This window comes from Prochlorococcus marinus str. MIT 1214 (genome assembly GCF_027359355.1).
Lineage (GTDB): Bacteria > Cyanobacteriota > Cyanobacteriia > PCC-6307 > Cyanobiaceae > Prochlorococcus_B > Prochlorococcus_B marinus_F.
In genome coordinates this window covers 1,157,078-1,177,795 of sequence record NZ_CP114777.1, presented here as the reverse complement: position 1 = coordinate 1,177,795, position 20,718 = coordinate 1,157,078, and the positions used below count along the sequence as shown (strand labels likewise).

Genomic DNA, 20,718 nt, shown 5'->3' with positions numbered 1-20,718 from the left:
TTTTGGATTAACTATTCGTGATTAAATAATGTGTTTATTTTTTGAGAAGATTCCTTGATTTTTCTAGTACGTTTTCAACTGTAAATCCAAATTTTTCCATACATAATCCACCTGGAGCAGATGCTCCAAAGCTATTCATAGTCACGCTGTCACCATCAAGACCAATATATTTATGCCATCCGAAGCTCTCTGCCGCTTCAACTACTATGCGTTTTCTGATATTTGAAGGCAAAATTTCTTCTTTATAACTCTCGCTTTGTTCTTCAAAAAGTTCAACGCATGGCATAGAAACCACACGCACTTTTCTACCTTCTTGAGTTAGCTTTTTCGCTGCTTGAACACATAAATCAAGCTCAGTTCCGGTTCCAATAAGTATTAGCTCTGGTGTGCCATCGCACTCTTCCAGTACGTATCCACCTAAAGCAACTTTGTCTACGGATGAATTTTGTTGATTGGCCATACCCTGTCTACTTAGACATAAGGAACTTGGTCTCTTACGATTTTTAATTGCAACTTTATAAGCACCACTGGTTTCATTGCCATCACCTGGACGGAAAACCATCATATTTGGCATTGCTCTCAATGATGGAATGGTTTCAATGGGTTGATGTGTTGGGCCATCTTCACCAACACCTATGGAATCATGGGTTAAAACATAAATAACACCAAGCTCACTAAGAGCGGAGAGACGCATCGATCCTCTCATATAGTCTGCGAAGACTAAGAAGGTTCCACCATAAGGAATTAAACCACTATCGTGATAAGCAATACCATTCAATATGGCTGCCATAGCATGTTCTCTGACACCGAAATGTAAATAACGTTTTTCAGGACTGTCATATTGAAAAGAACCAGTTTCACCTTTTATATCTGTGTAATTTGAATGAGTTAAATCGGCAGAACCTCCTATTAGTTCAGGAATGTTTGGGCCAAGAGCACCTAGACATATTTGAGAATGTTTTCTAGTAGCGACCCCTTTATCATCGGGTGTATAGGTAGGTAAATCTCTATCCCAGCCTTCGGGGAGTTCGCCTCTCAACATGCGCTCAAATTGAGAAGCTTCTGTAGGATACTTGTTTTTGTATGTGGCTAGAGTTTGATTCCACTCTTCTTCTAGTTGTCCTCCTTTTTGAATGGCTTGACGATATTGATCGTAAGCATCTTGGGGAACCTCGAAAGGTTTATATGACCAACCTAATTGTTTTCTAGTGAGTTCTGCCTCTTCTTCGCCCAACGGAGCACCATGAATACCAGCAGTATCACTTTTATTAGGTGAACCGTAACCGATAGTTGTTGTTACTTTGATAATGGATGGCTTATCTGTGACGGATTTTGCCTTTTCGATTGCTTGAGATATGCCTTCAACATCTGTATTTCCCTCCGGAATTTCTTGGACATGCCATCCATATGCTTCATATCTTTTTAAGACATCCTCAGTAAATGAGACATCTGTTCTTCCATCAATAGTTATGTGATTATCGTCATAGAGAGCTATTAATTTTCCGAGTTTTAAATGCCCAGCTAGGGAACAGGCTTCTGAAGAAATACCCTCTTGATTACATCCATCCCCCATGATCACATAGGTGTAATGGTCTACAACTGTTGAATCAGGCTTGTTGAATTTTGCAGCAAGGTGAGCTTCCGCAATGGCTAATCCAACTGCATTTGAAATTCCTGCTCCCAAAGGTCCTGCGGTTACTTCAACTCCAGGTGTTTCGAAGGTTTCTGGATGTCCTGGAGTTTTAGCCCCCCACTGCCTAAATTCTTTTATATCTTCAATGGTGACAGAGTCATAGCCAGTCAAATGCAGAAGAGCATACAAAAGCATGCAGCCATGTCCTGCTGAGAGAACAAATCTGTCTCGATTAAACCATTTTGGATTTTTGGGATTGTGTCGTAAGTGTTTGTCCCACAATGCATAACCCATAGGTGCGCAACCCATAGGCAAACCTGGGTGACCACTTTTGGATTTATTAATTGCATCAACAGCGAGCATCCTGATGCTATTGATGCAAAGTGTGTCTAGGGAAGTAGTCAAGGCAACCATTTTGGATTAGTGAGTGGGGGATAAGAAATTTAAGTGGAAAGCGAAAATGAAATTGATTTAGATCATTTGTCGAAAAGCCAGACAGACATTGTGACCGCCAAACCCGAATGAGTTAGATAATACGACACCTAATTTCTTTTCTCTTGCTTTGTTGGGGACATAATCAAGATCACAATTTGGGTCTGGATTGGAATAATTAATTGTTGGCGGAATTATTTCATGTTTTATTGCCAGAGCACAAGCAACAGCCTCGATTCCACCGGAACCTCCTAGTAAATGCCCAGTCATAGATTTGGTTGAGCTTGTAGGGACCTTATATGCATAATGTCCTAAAGCAGTTTTTATAGCAGATGTTTCATTGCTGTCATTAGCTGGAGTGCTAGTTCCGTGAGCATTAATGTAATCGACTTCTTCTGGATTAATTTGTCCATCAATTAATGCAAGTTTCATAGCTTCTGCACCTCCCACTCCACCTGGAGTTGGAGAGGTAATGTGATGCGCATCACAAGTAGTTCCATAACCAATGATCTCTGCATGGATTGTTGCGTCTCTTTTTAGTGCATGATCAAGAGTTTCTAAAATGAGTACTCCTGCCCCCTCTCCAATTACAAATCCATCTCGTTGAGAATCAAAAGGTCTACTTGCTGTAGATGGATCATCATTTCTGAAAGATAATGCCTTTGCACTAGCAAATCCTGCTACCCCTAAGGGAGTGATACTGGCTTCTGCTCCACCACAAACCATTGCGTCTGCTTTGCCTAATTGGAGCAGTCTGAATGCATCACCGATAGCATTTGATCCAGCGGCGCAAGCAGTTGAAACTGCTGAACTTGGACCTTTAGCGCCAAGTGCAATAGCCGCGAGCCCTGTAGCCATGTTGGGAATCATCATGGGAACAGTAAACGGACTAACTCGACTAGCTCCCTTGTTATCTAAAACATGAGCTTGGGTTTCCATAGTCAGCAATCCGCCAACTCCAGAACCAATAATTACACCAATTCTTCCAGAATTTGAGTCGTCAATTATTAGCCCTGAATGATTCAAGGCTTCTTTTGCTGCAATGACTCCAAATTTTGAAAAACGATCCCATCTTTTGGATTCTTTTGGCTCTAATTTGCCAGTCGGATCAAAACTTTTCACCTCTGCTGCAAATCTGCATGCATGTGATGAGGCATCGAAGAGTGTTATTTGATCTACCCCATTTTGTCCGGATTGCAGCCCTTGGAGGTAACTTTCGAGGTCGTTGCCAATAGGAGTAATGGCGCCAAGACCTGTAATAACAACTCGATGGAGTTTCTCCATCATTTGAACCTCAAGACTGTTTTTCTTCGATGTATTTGACTGCATCCCCGACAGTGGCTATGCCTTCAGCAGCCTCGTCAGGGATCTCTATGTCAAATGCCTCTTCAAGAGCCATAACTAATTCGACAGTGTCGAGAGAGTCAGCTCCGAGATCGTTTTGGAAATTTGAATCCGGTTTTACCTCACCGGCTTCAACGCTTAGTTGTTCTGCGACAATAGAACGAACTTTTTCAAGGATTGCTTCCTGGGACATAACCTTCTTAGACCTGACTTCCAATACTACGGGTTAGAGTGTCGAGTTAACAAAAGTGACGGCATTGCAACTATTTTTTTTTATGTAGCGAAACGTAGGTATAGTTTTATACATCAAGGAAATATGGGTTGGTAATTTGTCACACGCCGTCAAAATCTATGACACCTGTATTGGCTGCACCCAATGCGTAAGGGCTTGTCCACTAGATGTTCTTGAAATGGTCCCATGGGATGGATGCAAAGCTTCTCAGATAGCTTCATCTCCAAGAACTGAAGATTGTGTTGGATGTAAGCGGTGTGAAACTGCTTGCCCAACTGATTTCCTAAGTATCAGGGTGTATTTAGGTGATGAAACAACTAGAAGTATGGGTTTGGCTTACTAAGAAAATAGTATTTTTCTGAAATAAGGTTTATTTTATATAAATAATTTGTGACGTTAATTTAAATATATGTGTGGCATATTTGCTGTTATTGGTTCAAGAGAAGTTTCTTCTTTACTTGTTGATGGATTAAGAAAACTGGAATATCGCGGCTATGACTCTGCTGGGATAGCAACAATTGACAATTTAAATAACGATCAAAAGGCACAATTAAATGTCACGAAATCAGAAGGAAAACTAATTAATCTCTCAAATTTAATTAGAAAAAAGCCTGCCAAAGGACATGTAGGTATTGCTCATACCAGATGGGCTACTCATGGTAAACCTAATGAAAGAAATGCCCATCCTCATCTTGATTCTTCAGGGCAAATTGCAGTTGTGCAAAATGGGATTATCGAAAACTATAGAGAGCTTTCTAAAAGGTTGGAACTTAAAGGAATTCAATTGACTTCGGAAACTGACACTGAGGTAATTCCACATTTAATTGGTCTAGAGATAAAACAGTCTTTGGAAAATGGACTTTCCCAAAATGAGCAAACATTATTAAAAGCGGTTCAAAAGGTTTTGACTTTACTAGAGGGGACTTATTCCATAGCAGTGATTTGGTCTAAGGCACCCAATGCTCTAGTAGTGGCTAGGGGACAAGCACCATTAGTTCTTGGTTTTGGTGAAGGTGAGTTTTTTTGTGCAAGTGATACCCCTGCATTAGTGGGATTTACACGCACATTTTTACCTTTACGAGATCATGAGATCGCACTTTTAACTCCATTAGGGATTGAACTTTATGATGATGAGGGCATTAGGCAACACAGAGCACCATCGCTTTTAAAAGGTACGGAACTTTTTGTGGATAAAAGAAATTTCCGTCATTTTATGCTTAAAGAAATTTATGAGCAGCCAGAGACAGCACAATTATGGGTAGATAGATTTTTGCCAATGGATTTGCTCTCGGGCAATTCCTTGTCTTTGCCGATCTCGAAATCGGTCCTGGAGAAGATAGAACAAATACAAATACTTGCCTGCGGTACTAGTAGACATGCCGGTATGGTTGGTGCTTATTTGTTGGAACAGTTTGCAGGAGTTCCAACAAAGGTATATTTTGCGAGTGAATTTCGATATGCGCCTCCTCCACTCTCTCCTAATACTTTGACAATAGGAGTAAGTCAGTCGGGCGAAACCGCAGACACCTTAGCTGCATTACGGATGGAAAAGGAGAGAAGAGATTCGACAAATAATGCAAGTTTTTCTTTTCATCAATTGGGAATTACCAATAGAATTGATAGTTCACTAGGTCGTGAATTAGAAAATGTTATTGATATTGGATCAGGTATTGAAATAGGTGTTGCAGCAACCAAAACTTTTCTTGGACAAATGCTGTCTTTTTATGGTTTGACACTTTTTTTTGCTTCTCAGAGACAAAAAAGAACCACGCAAGAAATTTTAGATCTCTCTCGTGATTTGAGATTAATTCCTAAGCAATTAACAGATCTTATAAAAAAACATGATTCTCTCTCTCAGGAAATAGCACATTTGTTTGTTGAAACAAAGGACGTAATTTTTTTAGGAAGAGGAATAAATTATCCAATTGCTCTTGAAGGTGCTCTTAAACTGAAGGAAATAAGCTACATCCATGCTCAAGGCTATCCAGCTGGAGAACTAAAACACGGACCAATAGCACTGTTAGATCAACATGTTCCAGTGGTATCTCTAGCAGTTCCTGGAATCGTTTATGAAAAGGTTCTTAGTAACTCGCAAGAGGCTAAAGCTAGAGATGCCCGTTTGATTGGTGTATCTACATCTGGACCGGAATCGGAAATGTTTGATGAATTATTTACTATTCCAAAAGTTAGTGAATGGGTTAGTCCTCTACTGACTGTTGTCCCTTTACAGTTATTTAGTTATCACATAGCAGCTCATAAAGGTTTAGATGTTGATCAGCCTCGTAATTTAGCAAAAAGTGTAACTGTAGAATAATTTTAATACTCTCAATGATTTTATTTAATTAATTTCGAGTGTTTGTAATTAATAAACGATAGCTTTTATTAATTAAGATTTTTTATTCTGCCATAAGAATCTTCAAAACGAATAATATCTTCTTCATCTAAATACGTTCCGCTTTGCACTTCAATAAGCTCAAGTTTCATTTTGCCGGGATTGCTCAACCTATGTTTGCAACCAAGAGGAATAAATGTACTTTCATTTTCACTTAGAAGTTGTTTTTCTCCATTTTTTTCTATCAATGCTGTTCCATTGACTACAACCCAATGTTCAGCTCTATGGTGATGCATTTGTAAAGAAAGAGAGGCATTTGGTTTTACTTCTATGAGCTTCACTAGCCATCTATTTCCCTCAACTATCGTGGTGTAATTCCCCCAAGGCCTATATATTTTTCTATGCATTTTACCTTCTGGGAAGGCTGATGAACTTAAGCTTTTGACTATATTTCCGATGCTTTGAGATTGATCTCTATGTGCTACTAATAGAGCATCATTTGTATCTACAATTATTAGATTTTCTATCCCTATCCCTACTATTAGGCGTTGTTCACTTTTAAAATAACAGTTTTTACTTTTTTCGGCTATTACTCTCCCGTTGATATAATTTCCATCAGTGGTTTTTTTGCTAATATCCCATAAAGATTTCCAACTTCCTACATCACTCCATCCTGCATTTAAAGGTAGGATGGTACCTAGTTTTGTTTTTTCCATTACTGCAATATCTAACGAAATTTTAGGACATTTCTTGAAAGACTCTGCTTCTAATCGAAGAAAATCTAAATCTTTTGCATCTTCTTCAATAGCAATTTTGCAATAATTAATTATTTCTGGAGCAAATTTTTCTAATTCATTGATTATTGAACTCGCTTTAAAAAGGAACATACCACTATTCCAAGTGTAGCGAGAATCTCTGATTAGTTTCTCAGCTATTTCTTTATTAGGCTTTTCTATGAATTTGTTTATTTCTAAACCAGTTATTTGATCTTCTTGAGTAGGCGATTCTTTTGCTTCGATATAACCATAACCAGTCTCTGCGGATGTCGGAACAATGCCAAAAGTCACCAGTCTTCCATTACTAGCATAAGTTTTTGCAGAGTGAATAACTCTTTGAAACTCCGCGATATTTTCTATCAAATGATCAGCTGCCAAAATTAATAGCAAAGGATCTTCGCCTAAAGAAATTGCTTGAAGAGCAGCAACTGCTACTGCTGGAGCAGTGTTACGCCCGACTGGCTCTAAGATAATTGCTTGAGGTTTGGTATTTATCTCTCTAAATTGCTCTGCAACTATAAATCTATGATCTTCATTACATATCAATATTGGGTTTTCAAGTCCCTTTAAGCCTACAAGTCTTTCATATGTTTTCTGCAAAAGAGTTTTCTTTGTTCGTGAATCTAGTGCCAGAAATTGCTTGGGATAACTTTCTCTAGATAGTGGCCAAAGTCTGGTACCTGATCCACCACTAAGAATTACAGGAATTATTTGGTTGTCAGTTATTTCCATGAAGAGCTTTGTAAGCCATTTTTGAGGTTAGGATTAAAAATCTGAATGATTTTTAGAGTTCCAATAAGCCAGGGGGGGGGTTGATTAGAAGCCATTTTTCTCTGATCTCTATTTCTGGGACAATTTCTTTAACAAAAGGTACTAAAACTTTTTTACCTTCAACTAACTCTATCTCTAGAAGGTCGTTCCCTCCTTTGATTAAGTCAGTTACATAACCAATTAAAGTCATTTGGGGGCCTTTTCTTGCCTCTAAACCAATTAAATCAAAGTAATGATACTCATCTTTATTCAAAGTTGGTCTGCTATCAACAGGGATGACTAATTTCCATCCAATAATTTCCTCTGCAGAACTTCTATTCGATACTCCTTCTATAGAAAGCACATAGATTGATTTGCCTGGAACAAGGGTTCCTTTTTTTAATTTAATTTCAGTGGGTAATTCATTAGTTTTTTGAATCCATCGTTTTCCTGGTTTTGTAAACCTTTCAGGAAAGTCGCTGCTAGGTTTAATTCGAATATCTCCTCTTAAACCCTGCGGAGCAACAATTTCCCCAATTAACATCCACTTATCTTTTTCGATCATTTTTATGAGTAGAATTTTTTTAACATTTTATTTGAATATGTTTAATTATGAGTAATTCAAAAGATCCTATTCTCCCTGGGACTACAGTAACTGTTAATAACCAAGAGTCAATTTTCAATGGTTATGAAGGGTTTGTGCAAAGAATCAGTGGTGATAAAGCGGCAGTTCTTTTTGAGGGTGGTAATTGGGATAAATTATTAACACTGCCTTTAAAAGATCTCGTGAAAAGCTAATTAATAACCTTCCCAAAGAAATTAATTACAGATTAATAACATTATTCTCAAAAAACTTTAATGCCTTTTTTGCTGCATCTTTTTCTGCTTCTTTAATTGATTTCCCTCGACCTTCAGCTATTGATCGATTTGTGACATAAACATTACATAAAAATCTTGATGGATTGTTATGCTTTTTGTGGATTTCAATTGTTTTGTATTCGGGAATTGAAAATCCTACACTTTGAGTTAATTCCTGAAGTGCTGATTTATAATTTTTTTTATGAGGATCAGATAGAACTTCTTGACTTGTTTCAACCCAGAATGGATTAAGCCAATTTTTTATCGGCTCTAAAGTAGTGAGACACTCATATAAGGCTCCTATTAATGCTTCAGTTGCCTCTGCCAAAATAGTTGAATTTGCTGATTTATCTCCAAGAGCTTTTTTGCCAATTACTAATACACTTTTTATCTCTATTTTGTTGCCAACTTCTTCTAGCCATTGATCACTTACAAGATGTGAACGAAGTTCAGATCTTTCTCCAACTTGCATATAGGGGTATACTTTTTTTATGAAATCTGATGCAATTAATCTTAGAACTGCATCCCCAAGAAATTCAAGTTTTTCATAATTAATTTCACTATTTGCTGAACTATGAGTTAGTGATTCATTAATATACAAAATATTTTTTAACTTTTTACTAGTAAATTCTTTTTGATATTTTTGATCTAAATTTAGACCTCTAATAAAATTAATTATTTCTTCTATTCTTTGATTTGAGATGTTCATAATTATTTAAAGCATATGATTGAATTGATAAAAAAGTAAGATTTTGACTTTAATTTCTTGAATTAGAGTGAATAAAGTGAAAGCAGGTCATAAGCCGGGTTCTGTTCATTCTTCTTTCTTTAGAAAGTGAATGGGTAATCATCTATCTGGGACTAACGTTGCCGATAGCCTCAAGCGGCTCTACTTGGGGGCAAGGTCTATGGCCATCCAGCGCCCCTCGCCTTGCTCCTGGCCGGGGTTTACCTAGCCAGCACCTCTCGATGCTGCTGGTGCGCTCTTACCGCACCTTTGCACCCTTGCCGTGCTTGTGGGGATTTCCCCATTAAGCATTAGGCGGTGTGTTTCTGTGGCACTATCCTCACGGTCACCCGCACTGGGAGTTACCCAGCAAGCCTGGCCAAATAGGAGCCCGGACTTTCCTCAATGGAATTCTTCAGCTTTGGCCGAAGTTCAATTGCGATCACCTCCCCTGCTTTCAACTCCATCATGCCTCAAGGCATAATTAATTTCAGGGGGCTGTAGCTCAGTTGGATAGAGCGACGGTTTCCTAAACCGTAGGTCGTGGGTTCGAGTCCCGCCAGCCCCGTTCGAAAAACGAATTAAAAATAAAAATATGTAGTCCTATATGTGGTGGGTGTGCACAATTCTTACTCTCTCGCTAGCGTTGAAACAGTGAATCAGTCAAAATGGCCCAGCTTCACGATCTTCGCTTACGATTACTTGTTCAACAAGAGAGTGAGCATATATCTAATTCTCAACCGAGTGATTTAGATTTATCAATTGTTCAAGCTAGATGTTTATGTTGGTTAACACTTTTAGCAGAAGCACATGAAGATCAAGCTAATGATGCGGAAGGAAAAGGTGATACAGAACAAGCTATGGGATGGTTCGCTGACTCAATGAGATTACGTGATGTCATTCAAGTGGTTACCAGCATAGAAATACCTCTACCTGAAAGCACTGATTTAGATAACAATGACGGCAGCGATGAATTATTTAACAATGAGCCTCCTATGTCGGCCTAAGAAATGCGATGATGCTTTATAAGCTGCCTTGATGAAGGTGCCTGAAGAACCATGCCAATGTCCAGATTGTTTGAAATTTTATAGGGAACATGATCGTTTGATTAGAGAGTTTCCTACTTTGCGTCAACAACAAGAGATAAATTGGGCTGCACTTCAATCTTTTAGAACTTTATGTGGAAGAGTTTTAGAAGATCTTCAAAAAAAGCTGCATTTAAATTCGTCAAATCAAGCTGACAAGAATTGTCAAACTGGTACTGCTGATAAAAAAGAAAAAACCATTTCGCAAGTAATCTCAGAACTTGAGAATATTAATGCTCATCTATATTCTATGGAGGCTTTGATGGAAAGAATTTTTGATGTCAAAGTTTCTGATGAAATTGAGGATAAATTTAAAGAGATCGCAGGAGAACTTGCTCCAGATCCATTAAATGTTGATAGATTAAGATTGAACAGATTATTACATCAGACTCCTGACTTGCCTGATAAGTAGATAGTTATTTTTCACAACTTATTTCTACAGGTAATGGTTTCACTTTCCATATAGATTGACAATATTCTCTAATTGATCTGTCTGATGAGAAAAAACCTGATCTTGCTGTATTTAGCAAGGCCATTCGGTTCCATTTTTTACTCTTTTTCCAGGCTTTACTAACTTCATCTTGTGCACGAAGGTAATCATCAAAATCTGCCATAACAAAGAAAGGATCATTCCCTGTCAAAATGTCTATTATCGGCTTAAATAGCTCACTATCACCGTTACTAAAATGCCCAACTTCTATTAGTTTAAGAGTTTCTTGTAGTTCATTTGATTCTGCAATAAAGCTATTTGGACTATATCCTTCATCTCTTAGTTCCATAATTTCTGACTCTGTCTTTCCAAACAAAAAGAAATTTTCTGCGCCTACTCTTTCTCTGATTTCTACATTAGCGCCATCAAGAGTACCAATTGTTAAAGCACCATTCATGGCGAATTTCATGTTTCCAGTCCCTGAAGCTTCTTTGCCAGCAGTTGAAATTTGCTCAGAGAGATCAGTAGCTGGATAAACTTGCTCACCAAGTTTTACATTGTAATCAGGAAGAAAAACTACTCTTAGTAATCCATCCATATCAGGATCTGCATTAACTACATCTGCTATTCCGTTGATAAATCTAATCATTAACTTTGCCATGAAATAACCAGGAGCCGCTTTACCTCCAAAAATGATCGTACGAGGTGCAATATTTTTGGTTATTCCATTTTTAATTCTTAGATATTGCGCAATTACTTGCAAAGCATTTAAATGCTGTCTCTTATACTGATGAATTCTTTTAACTTGAACATCAAATAAACTTGAGGGATCGACAAGAACCCCAGTTTGTCTATGTATATAACCAGCGAGTTTCCTTTTCCCAGATAGCTTTGCTGAAGCAAAAAGATCTAAAAAATTAGAGTCATTTTCTTTTTTCTCTAACTTTAGTAATAACTCCATATTAGTAATCCAATTTGGACCGATCTCTTTGTCAAGAAGTTTAGAAAGTTCTGGGTTTGCTAAAGCTACCCATCTGCGTGGAGTTACACCATTGGTGACGTTAGTGAATTTTTCAGGCCAAAGTTCTGCAAATTCAGGTAGTAATTGTCTCTTAATTAAATCTGAATGTAGCGCAGCTACTCCGTTAACATGATGTGCTCCAATTGTTGCTAAATGTGCCATGCGAATAGCTTTTCCACCATCTTCATCAACAATTGAGAGTTTCCTTAGAATCGAGTCATTTCCTGGATACTTAAGTCTTACTTGTTGTAAGAATCGCCTATTTATTTCGTATATAAGTTCTAAATGCCTGGGTAATAAGTTTCTAAAAAGGCTTAGGTCCCATTTCTCTAGAGCTTCGGGGAGCAAAGTATGGTTTGTGTAAGCAACAGATCTATTTGTGATTTCCCAGGCTTTGTCCCACTCCAACCTATGTTGATCAATTAAAAGTCTCATTAATTCAGCTACTGCTATAGCTGGATGCGTGTCATTCAGTTGAACTGTCCAGTGATTTGGGAATTCCTCAATAGCTATTGATCGCTTTTCTAAACTTCGAAGCATGTCCTGCAAAGAACAACTTACAAAAAAATGTTGTTGCTTTAAACGTAATCTTCTTCCCTCATCAGTTCCATCATTGGGGTATAGAACTTTTGAAAGAGTTTCTGATGCTACTTTCTCTTCAACAGCGCCGTAGTAATCGCCAATATTGAAAGCGTAAAAATCAAAACTTTCGGTTGCATCAGCTCTCCATAATCTCAAACGATCACAACTATTTACTCGATAACCAAGAACAGGGACATCATGTGGAACACCTATCGCATGTTCGCTAGGAATCCATCTAGAGCGATAATTTCCATGGTCGTCCGTATAGCTCTCAGTTTGGCCTCCAAAACCGACTAAGCATGCTTCATCTGGTTGGGGTAATTCCCAGGGCCAGCCACCTTTGAGCCATTTATCAGTAACTTCTACTTGCCAACCATCTCTTATTAATTGGTTGAAAATACCAAATTCGTACCTTATTCCGTATCCCACTGCAGGGACCTGAAGACTTGCAAGTGATTCCATATAGCAAGCTGCAAGTCTTCCTAATCCTCCATTCCCAAGCCCAGGCTCTTCCTCTACTTCCAATATTTCATTAAGAGATTCAATTCCAAACCTTTTTAGAGCTTTTTCTGCCTCTTTTTTTATGCCTAGATTTAGTAAATTATTATTTAGTTGAGGCCCTATTAGGAATTCAGCTGAAAGATATGCAACTGTTTTTTGAGGTCTTGCTCTGATTGTCTCTTGGCTTGTTAAATATCTACTCATTAATCTGTCCCTAACAGCAAAGCTTAAAGCCATATAGAGATCTCTCAAACTTGCCGATGTAGCAAGTTTGCCAAGTGTAAAAAAGAGATGCTCAGTCATTCCATCGAAGACTGCATCAGCATCCATGCCAGCACGAACAGGATCTGCATAGCATCCTGGGGTAGGCAGACGCAGGTCTAGTGACTGGGAGCTGCTCATAAAGGCATCAAATGTTTCTGGACGCTAGCCAATAAAACTTTAGGAATCAGTTAGTAACTTCAGATCCACACCTTATTAATTAAGTCACCTTTGATACTTATGCCAAATGTGCCCTGTGATTAGGTAATTTATGTCTTAAAGAAAAGGCTTTTTTAGAAAACCTGATGGTATTAACTCCTTTAGTCTCAGCCCTAAATACACATGATGTTGAGGTCGCTGAAACACTTATAGGGGTCATTAATTTTTTAATGATCTTTGTTGCGGCTAGGACTTTAGCAGAAATCTTAGTTCGATTAAGTTTGCCAACTATCGTAGGTGAACTTCTTGCAGGAGTTTTAATTGGTGCCTCAGGCTTACATCTTCTATTGCCCCCAAGTGCTCATGCTGAATTAAATCAAGGTTTTGTTTCTCTTATTAGCACACTTGCTTCAGTACCAAAAGAAGCAGTCCCGGATATTTATTTTGAAACTTTTCCATCATTACAAGCAGTAGCAACTTTAGGGCTATATGCGTTGTTATTTCTAACTGGTCTGGAAAGTGAATTAGAGGAACTTGTAGCAGTTGGAGCGCAAGCTTTTACTGTTGCAATGGCAGGTGTGATTTTGCCTTTTGCTTTTGGAACTTTTGGATTAATGTTTATTTTTCAAGTAGATATTATTCCTGCGATATTTGCTGGTGCATCAATGACCGCGACGAGTATCGGTATTACTGCAAGTGTTTTTGGTGAACTTGGTTATTTAAAAACTCGTGAGGGCCAAATTGTTATTGGCGCAGCAGTATTAGATGACATACTCGGAATTGTGATTCTTGCAGTTGTAGTAGCTCTTGCTACTGGAGGATCATTGCAGATTGCTCCCATTGTTAAATTAGTATTAGCTGCAACTGTTTTTGTATTTGCTGCAATTGCTTTGAGTCGTACAGCTGCCCCAGCTTTTGATTGGTTGCTTGAGAGACTTAAAGCTCCAGGAGCTGTGGTTGTAGCTTCTTTCGTGATTTTAGTCTTAAGCTGTTTTGTCGCTACTGCTATTGGTTTAGAAGCTGCTTTGGGTGCGTTTGCTGCTGGATTGATACTAAGTAGTTCAAAAAATAATCACGCAATTCAACAATCTGTTTTGCCATTGGTATCGCTATTCGCAACTATTTTCTTTGTGCTTGTTGGAGCAGGTATGGATCTTTCTGTAATCAATCCTCTTGATCCACAAAGTCGCTCTGCTCTTATTGTTGCTGGTTTCTTATTCATTGTCGCAATTGTTGGGAAAATTGCTGCTGGTTGGTGCTTTGTAATTGATAAACCAACAAATCGATTAGTAGTTGGCTTGGGAATGATGCCTCGTGGTGAGGTCGGATTGATTTTTTTAGGATTGGGAACAAGTGCTGGTTTGCTTACCCCTTCCCTTGAAGCTGCAATATTATTAATGGTTATTGGAACAACATTTTTAGCGCCTGTTTTGCTAAGAGTCGTTTTGAAAGATAAACCCCCTTCAGGAGGTAATTCTATTCCTGATGAGATCGCAGCTGATCCAGTGGGATTAGTTTAGAAATTATCGAAAACTCTTTCCAAAAAGGTGAGGAAATTTCGAAAAAAAGAAATAAAATCACTAATCTCTTTATATCAATGATTTACTAGGATCTAGAAATGTCAGATTATTCTTAAATGGTTTCCTCAGTTGTAGAAAAAAATCTTTCTGATTGGAAATTCTTAGGTCATTCTGTGCATAGTTTGAGCATTATTCCTGAAGCTCATAACAGCCAGACCGATGAAGAAAAAGGGCCAGCAATTCTATTAATCCATGGCTTTGGTGCCTCTACTACGCATTGGAGGCACAACTTACCAGTACTTGGAAAGGAGTATGAAGTTCACGCCTTAGATCTTCTTGGATTTGGTAAAAGCTCTAAACCTCGTGGTCTTGCTTATGGAGGCCCACTTTGGAAAGATCAAATAGTCGCTTACGTTAAAGAAAATATTGGGAGACCAACAATACTTGTAGGCAACTCACTGGGGGGATATGCCGCGCTTGCTAGTGGAGCTGCTTTAGGTTCTGAGGCGGCGGGCGTGGTTTTATTAAATGCTGCTGGTTATTTTAGCGAAGATAAGAAACCAACGAAAGGCTTTTGGGCTACAGCTAGAAAGACTGTTGCTGGTATCTTTCTCAAAAATGCTTTATTGCAAAGAATAATTTTTGAAAACCTTAGACAGCCCTCAACAATTAAACGTACTTTAAACCAAGTTTATATTGATTCATCAAATGTTGATGATGAACTAGTAGAAGCGATCCGAAAACCATCTTTGGATTCTGGTGCTTTTAACGTCTTCAAAAGTGTTTTTGATCCTGCAGGACCTCAGGGAAGACCACTCGATGAGTTGTTCGCTCAGTTAAAGTCACCATTGCTATTGCTCTGGGGTAATAGAGATCCTTGGATGAATGCACCTGGTAAAAGGGCTACTTACAAAAAACACACACCTGAAAATACAAAAGAAGTTATTTTGGATGCTGGCCATTGTCCACATGATGAAGTTCCCGATCAGGTTAATTCTGCTCTTTTAGAATGGATTAATCAGCTTTAATCGATGGCTGTCAGTTTTGAGAAAAAGACAAACCCATATCCTCACTGGGAATATTCAAATCCTGAATTCGATTCATTAATTAGAATTGTCCCTGAAAGAGGAGGATTGATCACTGAATGGCTAAGCGAAGGGAAAGAACTTTTGTACTTCGATTTAGAGCGTTTTCTAGATAAAGATAAAAGTGTTAGAGGAGGAATACCGATCCTTTTCCCTATATGCGGTGATTTACCTGAAGGCTATTTGATATCTGGTAAGAAGTATTTTTTAAAACAGCATGGTTTTGCAAGGGATTTACCTTGGTCAATTAGTTTATTAAAAGATACATTAGGAATAAGGCTAAAACTTAGTGATACAAATCAAACACGTTCTTATTTTCCTTTTTTCTTCACCCTTTTGATGGATGTTTGCTTGAAGGAAAAAAGTCTTCAAATATCTGTTAAAATTTATAATCAGGGGCATGAGTCTATGCCTTTTAGTTTTGGCCTTCATCCATATTTTCAGATTTCAAATTTACAAAAAATAAAGATAGACGGGTTACCTGAAAAATGTATTGATCAAACTAATATGAAAGTTACTCATGCTTCTGACCAGATTAGAATTTTAGATAAAGGAGTTGATTTCCTTTCTTATCCTTCTTGCTCGGTTAAACTTTTTGATTATTTATCTAGGAACGTAATTGAATTAATTCATCAAGAGCCAATGGATACAACAGTAATATGGACTGATCCTCCGAGGCGAATGGTTTGTCTTGAGCCTTGGACAAGCCCAAGGAATTCACTGGTGACTGGAGATAGAAAACTTGAAATTAAATCCGAGGAATATATAGAATTATTTACCACTTTTAAGTATGATTCTTTTTAGTTATTTATGTTTTATAGAAGTAAAGTTTGTAACTAATTAAATCAAATTTATAGATTTTTTGTATGACAAATATTTCAATATTTTTTTGGTTTTTGCATCTATGATCAATATATTATAGATTCAACATTCATAAATTTTTGATGAATAATGTTAGGAGCAGATGTTTCCTCTCCAGGCGTACTTAATATTGATGACCTCAGGTCTAGAGCTAAAAATCGTCTACCTGCAATGGTTTTTAACTATATAGATAGTGGTGCGGATAGAGAACAAACACTTTCACAAAATTGCAACGCATATAATGAAATTTTATTTAGACCTAGATGTGCAGTTTCTGTTCCATCGTGTGATCTTAGAATATCTGTTTTAGATCAGAAATTTGAACTCCCTTTTTTGTTGGGACCAGTAGGTAGTAGTAGAATGTTCTATCCCCAAGGCGAAGTGGTTGCAGCTAGAGAAGCAGGAAAAGCTGGAACTGGATATACTTTGTCGACTCTTTCAGGTTGTTTATTAGAAGATGTTAAGGCTGCTACAAAAGGCCCAGCTTGGTATCAGCTTTATTTACTAGGTGGTAAAGAAGTCGCGTTGAAAACGATTGCTAGAGCTAAAGAAGCAGGATTCTCCGCAATAGTTGTAACTATTGATACACCAGTCTCTGGCTTAAGGGAAAGGGATATGCGATCAGGAACCCAACAACTTTTATCGAGGAATCCTTTTGAGATGCTTCCTTATATTCCTCAAATATTAGTTAAACCATGCTGGTTGACTCAATGGTTAAGTGATGGAGGCTTAATGAGTTTTCCAAATGTTCAACTTGATGATGGCCCTATGGGATACACGGCAATTGGTCCTGCTTTAGAACAATCAGTTGTTACTTGGGAGGATCTTCAATGGATACGCGAGGCGTGGGGTGGAAAAATTATTGTTAAGGGTATACATATTGGTGATGACGCAAAAAAAGCGGCAGAGCTAGGTGTTGATGCGATCGTTATTTCTAATCATGGAGCTAGGCAACTTGATAGCGTTGCTCCCACCATACGAGTTTTGCCTGAAATTTTAGCTGCTGTTGATGGGAAAATAGATGTTTTGCTAGATGGAGGTATTCGAAGAGGTAGTGATGTCGTTAAAGCATTATGTCTTGGCGCGAAAGGAGTTTTGATAGGTAGGGCCTATGCGTATGGACTTGCTGCTGCAGGAGGGAAAGGCGTTGCCAGAGCTATAGAAATTCTTCAAACAGATATAGTGAGAACTATGAAACTATTGGGATGTGGATCTGTTGCCGATTTAAATAAATCTTACATTCAAGTTCCTGAAAGTTGGGAGAGATTCGATTAGACAACAGATTAATTTTTTATGAAAATAATTATTTTTGATGATGATCCAACTGGATCTCAAACTGTTTATGGATGTCCATTACTATTAAATTGGGATGAACAAACTCTAGAGCAAGCATTTACAAAATCTTCGCCTTTGATATTTATACTTGCGAACACAAGATCCTTATCTTCTGTTTTGGCTGTTAAGAAAACAAGAGAAATATGTTCAGCTATTAAGAATTTTTTTTTAAGAAAAGGATATTCCAAAGATGATTATTTTTTTATTAGTAGAGGTGATTCAACATTACGTGGTCATGGTGTTTTGGAACCAGCAATTCTTGCGGAAGAATTAGGACCATTTCATGCAACATTTCACATTCCAGCTTTTTTGGAAGGTGGAAGAACAACTGAAAACGGTATTCATTACCTAAATGGGATACCTGTCCATACTACTGATTTTGGTCGTGATAATATTTTTGGATTTTCTACAAGTGATTTAGCTAAATGGATTGAAGAAAAAAGTTTTGGAAAGATAAAGGTTAAGAATATCTTGCACGTTGATATTAAATTATTAGATATGGCTTTTAATAATGAAGATGGTTTTAAATCTCTTTTAAGCTTTTTGTCTAAATTAGAAAATAATATTTCAGTAGTTGTGGATTCTAAATTTCCTCATCATTTAGAAATACTAGCTAGGGCGATTAAAACAGTTTCTAAAGAAAAAAGATTTCTTTTCAGATCAGCAGCAAGCTTTATCAACTCTTTATCTGGTTTAACACCTAACCCTAAAGATACTGCAGATTTAGTAGCTTTAAGATCAAAAAATAATGAGTTTGAATATAAGCCAGGTTTGATAATTGTTGGTTCTCATATGAAATTAGCGACAGATCAATTAGAGGTTTTATTGAAAGATAATTCCTGTGAAGGTTTAGAAATACCAGTCAGCAAATTAGTTGATATTTTTGCTTTAGAAGACTGTCAACAGGCAATCTTAGAGTTAGAGGATATTCTATTATCGAAAATAAATGATATTTTGGATATAAAAAAAGTACCTGTTTTATATACTACTCGAGAAGAAATGAAGTTTTCCTCTGACTATAAAAGAATGAATTTTGGACTTGAACTTGCAGAATTTATGGCAATTCTAGTAAGAAAAATAACTAACAAGTTGGGATACATTATTAGTAAAGGAGGTATTACAACACAAATCTTGCTTCAAAAAGGGTTGAATTTTAATCAAGTAGATTTAAAAGGGCAAATATTACCAGGATTGTCAATAGTAAAAAGTAATTCTGATAAATATGATTTACCAGTAGTTACTTTTCCCGGTAATCTAGGCAATGAGAAAACACTTCTAGAATCCTTTAGATTAATGGAGTTAGATTCTTAATTGTCGAAAGACTCTAAACAATTTTTAATTAAAATCTTTCAACAATTGATTTAGCAAAATCACTACAACTAAGAGGCTCCACGCGTGGTTCCATTAATCGTGCCAGATCATAAGTAACTTTTTTATCTGAAATAGACTTGCTCAATCCATTTGTAATTAATTTTGCTGCCTCATTCCAACCTAAATATTCCAGCATCATTACTCCACTAAGTATTACTGAACCTGGATTGATTCTGTCCAAGCCTGCATGTTTTGGAGCTGTTCCATGGGTGGCTTCGAAAATAGCCGCCGTATCTCCAATATTGGCTCCTGGTGCCATCCCTAGTCCACCAACAATCGCTGCTGCCGCATCTGATATGTAATCACCATTTAGATTGAGAGTGGCAAGTATGGAATACTCTTGAGGACGAGTTTGAATTTGTTGAAAAATACTATCTGCTATGCGGTCATCAACCATCACCATATCCTTCCATTTACCATTGCCATGACTACTTCCAATATTTGATAGGACTGAACGAACTTCATCACAAATAGCTTTCTTTTTCTCTTTTGTTAATGATGAAAAACCTGGATCAATCAATTCAGCATTCTCTTCATAGGAGATGCGAGGATTTTTTTCTAAGTTTTCTAAAATCCAGCTTTCTCTCTCTGTTATGCATTCATTCCTGAATTCTGTGGTTGCTAATTCGTATCCCCAATCTCTGAAGGCCCCTTCAGTAAATTTCATGATGTTTCCCTTATGAACTAAGGTCACATGTCTTTTGCTCCCCTTAAGCTTGAGTGCATGTTGAATAGCACGTCTTATATGTCTTTGACTTCCACTTTTGCTAACCGGTTTAATTCCTATTCCTGCTCCGTTAGGAATTTTCCTGTTTTTTAGTTTTTGGCTGGCTGGAATTATTTCATTATTGAGTTGATCAATCAATTTGATGCATTCGGGATCATCAGATTCCCATTCAATGCCCATATAAATATCTTCGGTATTTTCTCGATAAACAATTACATCTAAATCTTGCGGCTTTTTATGAGGGCTTGGAGTCCCTTCGTAATATTTGCAAGGTCTAACGCATGAATATAAATCAAAAATCTGTCTTAGAGATACGTTTAAAGATCTAATCCCTCCCCCTACAGGTGTGGTTAAAGGTCCTTTTATAGCTAACCCGTAAGTTCTTATCGCCTCAAGAGTGTCGTTTGGTAAGTATTGATAAGTTCCATATAAGTCGCAAGCTTCATCACCTGCATAGATTTTGAACCATTCAATGGATCGATTGTTTCCATAAGCTTTTTCAATAGCTTTATCGATTACTAATTGTGTAGCGGGCCAAATATCTATTCCTGTTCCATCACCTCTGATAAATGGAATAATTGGATGGTTTGGGACTACTGGGTTTCCATCAACAAAAGTAATTTTTTGGCCTGCTGATGGAGCAATGAGCTTTTCAAAATTTTCCATAATTTTTATTCACTGATTAATAGATCTAAT

The 20,718-nt window shown here is 37.5% G+C and carries 18 protein-coding genes, 1 tRNA gene and 1 other RNA gene; 11 read left to right on the top strand and 9 right to left on the bottom strand.

The window, feature by feature from the left end:
- Positions 1-34: 34 nt before the first annotated feature.
- Genes tkt through acpP form a run of 3 tightly spaced genes read right to left on the bottom strand, consistent with a single transcriptional unit; the run spans position 35 to position 3,602 of the window.
- Positions 35-2,047, bottom strand: coding sequence for a transketolase (gene tkt / locus O5639_RS06785; protein ID WP_269623797.1), 2,013 nt, complete (start codon positions 2,045-2,047; stop codon positions 35-37).
- A gap of 57 nt (positions 2,048-2,104) precedes the next feature.
- Positions 2,105-3,352, bottom strand: coding sequence for a beta-ketoacyl-ACP synthase II (gene fabF / locus O5639_RS06780; protein WP_269623796.1), 1,248 nt, complete (start codon positions 3,350-3,352; stop codon positions 2,105-2,107).
- 7 nt (positions 3,353-3,359) lie between these two features.
- Positions 3,360-3,602: an acyl carrier protein gene (acpP, locus tag O5639_RS06775; protein ID WP_011295529.1), complete on the bottom strand. Its 243-nt coding sequence runs from the start codon at positions 3,600-3,602 to the stop codon at positions 3,360-3,362.
- Positions 3,603-3,738: 136 nt separating this feature from the next.
- Between acpP and psaC the strand changes: the two genes are divergently transcribed.
- Positions 3,739-3,984, top strand: a complete 246-nt coding sequence (gene psaC / locus O5639_RS06770; RefSeq protein WP_011295528.1) for a photosystem I iron-sulfur center protein PsaC — start codon at positions 3,739-3,741, stop codon at positions 3,982-3,984.
- A 66-nt stretch (positions 3,985-4,050) separates the two neighbouring features.
- On the top strand, positions 4,051-5,955 hold the full coding sequence (gene glmS / locus O5639_RS06765) for a glutamine--fructose-6-phosphate transaminase (isomerizing) (protein WP_269623795.1): 1,905 nt from the start codon (positions 4,051-4,053) through the stop codon (positions 5,953-5,955).
- Between the two features lie 68 nt (positions 5,956-6,023).
- On the opposite strand, the gene O5639_RS06760 is transcribed toward glmS, so the two are convergent.
- Together O5639_RS06760 and rimM are read right to left on the bottom strand one after the other, a co-directional pair.
- The gene (locus O5639_RS06760) at positions 6,024-7,481 is read right to left on the bottom strand and encodes a mannose-1-phosphate guanylyltransferase/mannose-6-phosphate isomerase (protein ID WP_269623794.1); all 1,458 of its coding nucleotides are present in this window, start codon (positions 7,479-7,481) and stop codon (positions 6,024-6,026) included.
- A 52-nt stretch (positions 7,482-7,533) separates the two neighbouring features.
- A complete protein-coding gene (gene rimM / locus O5639_RS06755; RefSeq protein ID WP_269623793.1) occupies positions 7,534-8,064 on the bottom strand; it encodes a ribosome maturation factor RimM in 531 nt (176 codons plus the stop codon).
- Positions 8,065-8,111: 47 nt separating this feature from the next.
- Between rimM and O5639_RS06750 the strand changes: the two genes are divergently transcribed.
- The gene (locus O5639_RS06750) at positions 8,112-8,297 is read left to right on the top strand and encodes an NAD(P)H dehydrogenase subunit NdhS (RefSeq protein ID WP_269623792.1); all 186 of its coding nucleotides are present in this window, start codon (positions 8,112-8,114) and stop codon (positions 8,295-8,297) included.
- A gap of 25 nt (positions 8,298-8,322) precedes the next feature.
- On the opposite strand, the gene rnc is transcribed toward O5639_RS06750, so the two are convergent.
- Positions 8,323-9,066, bottom strand: a complete 744-nt coding sequence (gene rnc / locus O5639_RS06745) for a ribonuclease III (protein ID WP_269623791.1) — start codon at positions 9,064-9,066, stop codon at positions 8,323-8,325.
- A 74-nt stretch (positions 9,067-9,140) separates the two neighbouring features.
- Positions 9,141-9,543, bottom strand: an RNA gene (gene rnpB / locus O5639_RS06740) — RNase P RNA component class A.
- 35 nt (positions 9,544-9,578) lie between these two features.
- On the opposite strand from rnpB, the gene O5639_RS06735 reads away from it, so the two are divergent.
- The 3 genes from O5639_RS06735 (at position 9,579) to O5639_RS06725 (ending at position 10,581) form a co-directional block, all read left to right on the top strand.
- Positions 9,579-9,652: transfer RNA gene (locus O5639_RS06735), tRNA-Arg, on the top strand.
- Between the two features lie 100 nt (positions 9,653-9,752).
- Positions 9,753-10,091, top strand: a complete 339-nt coding sequence (locus O5639_RS06730) for a hypothetical protein (protein ID WP_269623790.1) — start codon at positions 9,753-9,755, stop codon at positions 10,089-10,091.
- A 37-nt stretch (positions 10,092-10,128) separates the two neighbouring features.
- Entirely contained in the window at positions 10,129-10,581 is a 453-nt protein-coding gene (locus tag O5639_RS06725) for a hypothetical protein (protein ID WP_269623789.1), read from the top strand.
- Between the two features lie 4 nt (positions 10,582-10,585).
- Here the strand turns inward: O5639_RS06725 and O5639_RS06720 are convergent, their stop codons facing one another.
- The gene (locus O5639_RS06720; protein ID WP_269623788.1) at positions 10,586-13,105 is read right to left on the bottom strand and encodes a glycogen/starch/alpha-glucan phosphorylase; all 2,520 of its coding nucleotides are present in this window, start codon (positions 13,103-13,105) and stop codon (positions 10,586-10,588) included.
- 164 nt (positions 13,106-13,269) lie between these two features.
- On the opposite strand from O5639_RS06720, the gene O5639_RS06715 reads away from it, so the two are divergent.
- The 5 genes from O5639_RS06715 to O5639_RS06695 all read left to right on the top strand — a co-directional run bounded on the left by O5639_RS06715 (position 13,270) and on the right by O5639_RS06695 (position 19,235).
- Entirely contained in the window at positions 13,270-14,643 is a 1,374-nt protein-coding gene (locus tag O5639_RS06715; protein ID WP_269623787.1) for a cation:proton antiporter, read from the top strand.
- A 116-nt stretch (positions 14,644-14,759) separates the two neighbouring features.
- Positions 14,760-15,671, top strand: coding sequence for an alpha/beta fold hydrolase (locus O5639_RS06710; RefSeq protein ID WP_269623786.1), 912 nt, complete (start codon positions 14,760-14,762; stop codon positions 15,669-15,671).
- Between the two features lie 3 nt (positions 15,672-15,674).
- Positions 15,675-16,532 carry a galactose mutarotase gene (locus tag O5639_RS06705; RefSeq protein ID WP_269623785.1) on the top strand — a complete coding sequence of 286 codons (858 nt, stop codon included), beginning with the start codon at positions 15,675-15,677 and terminating at the stop codon, positions 16,530-16,532.
- Between the two features lie 147 nt (positions 16,533-16,679).
- Positions 16,680-17,864 (top strand): alpha-hydroxy acid oxidase, encoded by a 1,185-nt coding sequence (locus O5639_RS06700; RefSeq protein WP_269623784.1) that lies wholly within the window; start codon positions 16,680-16,682, stop codon positions 17,862-17,864.
- An 18-nt stretch (positions 17,865-17,882) separates the two neighbouring features.
- Positions 17,883-19,235: a four-carbon acid sugar kinase family protein gene (locus tag O5639_RS06695; RefSeq protein WP_269623783.1), complete on the top strand. Its 1,353-nt coding sequence runs from the start codon at positions 17,883-17,885 to the stop codon at positions 19,233-19,235.
- Positions 19,236-19,263: 28 nt separating this feature from the next.
- Here O5639_RS06695 and O5639_RS06690 read toward each other — a convergent pair whose 3' ends face one another.
- Entirely contained in the window at positions 19,264-20,688 is a 1,425-nt protein-coding gene (locus O5639_RS06690; protein ID WP_269623782.1) for an NADP-dependent isocitrate dehydrogenase, read from the bottom strand.
- Between the last annotated feature and the right edge of the window lie 30 nt (positions 20,689-20,718).